At 73.8% G+C, this 1,672-nt stretch carries 1 protein-coding gene; it reads right to left on the bottom strand.

The annotated features are described in order from the left end of the window. Nucleotides 1-273: 273 nt before the first annotated feature. Nucleotides 274-1,431 (bottom strand): D-alanyl-D-alanine carboxypeptidase, encoded by a 1,158-nt coding sequence (locus G3I19_RS36385; protein ID WP_164267930.1) that lies wholly within the window; start codon nucleotides 1,429-1,431, stop codon nucleotides 274-276. Nucleotides 1,432-1,672 lie beyond the last annotated feature (241 nt).

The following is a 1,672-nucleotide window of genomic DNA, read 5'->3' as shown; positions in this document are numbered from 1 at the left end:
CGCGGCCGCGGTCGCGGGGACGCTGCTCGGCCGCCGCCGGGAGCGGGCCGCGTTCGCTTCGGCGGTCGTCGTCGCCGGGATCGATGTGGCGCTGCTGCTGTTCGGCGGCGCCACCATCGTCTGAGCCGGCTGCCGCACGGGCCGGTCGGTGTCCGACCCCGTCAGCATCTGATCCCGTCAGGGTGCGGACCTGTCAGTGTCCGGGCTCGTCAGCGTGCGGACCTGCCAGTGTCCGGGCCCGTCAGTGTCCGGGCCCGCCCTCGGCCGGCCCCGTCAGCGCCGCATCCGCCGACGGAGCAGCCACAGCGAAGCGGAGAGCGAGACGAGCAGTGCCCCGACCGCCGCGAAGCCGCCCAGTGTCGACGACTTCTTGATCGTGGAGTGGTGGTTCGCGACGATCGCCGGGTCCGGTGGTGCCTGCGCGGGACCCGGCGCCCCCGCGGTGGTGGTCCGAGCCACGGCGGGCCGGAGCGAGCCGACCGGCCGCACCTTGCCGGAAGCGGCGAAGCCCCAGTCGAGGAGCGAGCGGGCATCGTCGTAGACCGTGCTGTCCTGAGGGTTCATCACCGTCACGATCAGCGTGTGGCCGCCCCGGCGGGCCGCGGCGATCAGGGTGTTGCCCGCCTCGGACGTGTAGCCGTTCTTGACCCCGACGAGCCCGGGGTAGCGGCTGACGTCCTGGGTGCCCCCCAGCAGCCGGTTGGTGTTCTGGATCTGGAAGGGGGCGCCGGCCCGCCCCGAACTGTCGAGCCCGCCGGGGAAGTCCGCGACGCGCGTCGAGCAGTAGCGGGCGAACGCCGGGTCGGCCAGGCCGGTGCGGCCGAAGACCGCGAGATCGAACGCCGACGAGTACTGGCCCGGTGTGTCATAGCCGTCCGGGGACATGACATGGGTGTCCTGGGCCCCCAACTGCACGGCCCGCCGGCGCATCTCGTCCCTGGTCTTCTGCCAGCCGCCGTTCATGGACGCCAGCACGTGCACCGCGTCGCCGCCCGAACTGAGGAAGACCCCGCGCCACAGGTCGTCCACCCGGTAGGCGCGGCCCTCGACCACCCCGACCCGGGCGCTCCCCGCACCGACGCCGGCGAGGTCCGCGCTGGTCACGGTGTGCAGCAGCCGTGCGGGCAGATGCGGCAGCACGGTGAGGGCGAAGAGCGTCTTGAGGGTGCTGGCCGGGGGCAGACGGCGGTGGGCGTTCCTGGACGCCAGCACATCGCCGGAGGTCGCGTCGGCGACCACCCAGGACAGGGCCGAGACCTGTCCGGGCAGCGCGGGGGCGTGCGTCCCGCTTCCGGCGCTGCTTCCCGTGCTGCTTGCCGGGCGGTGACCGGGGCGCGGGGCCAGCGCGGCGCAGGGCGCGATCGCGGTGACACCGGCGGCCAGCACCACGGCTCCGGTGCAGAGACTTCGTACGGCTGGTCTGAAGATCATTCAGTTACGTTAAAAACACTGGCCGTTACCCGCATCTCAGGCGTGGGCCGAGGAGTCCGAACGGCCGATACCCGGCTGCCGGGCGGCCGGAGCGGCTGCGTGCGCCCGCGGACCGGGCGGCTGGCCTGTCCGGCGCAACCTGACGACCCGTACGGGTGGCCGGATTGGCCGGATGGCCGCGGACCGGCTTACCGTGGCCCGGCAGTGGTGTGCGCTGCGCGCCGAGCGCGCGGCCGCGGCA

Source organism: Streptomyces sp. SID10853 (assembly GCF_010548145.1).
Classification (GTDB): Bacteria; Actinomycetota; Actinomycetes; order Streptomycetales; family Streptomycetaceae; genus Streptomyces.
Note: the sequence above shows the minus strand (reverse complement) of the source record. Positions and strands in the feature narration are given on the sequence as shown.

Excerpts from the sequence above, each read along its gene's own strand:
- G3I19_RS36385 (WP_164267930.1), bottom strand. The coding sequence starts at position 1,431 with ATGATCTTCAGACCAGCCGTACGAAGTCTCTGCACCGGAGCCGTGGTG.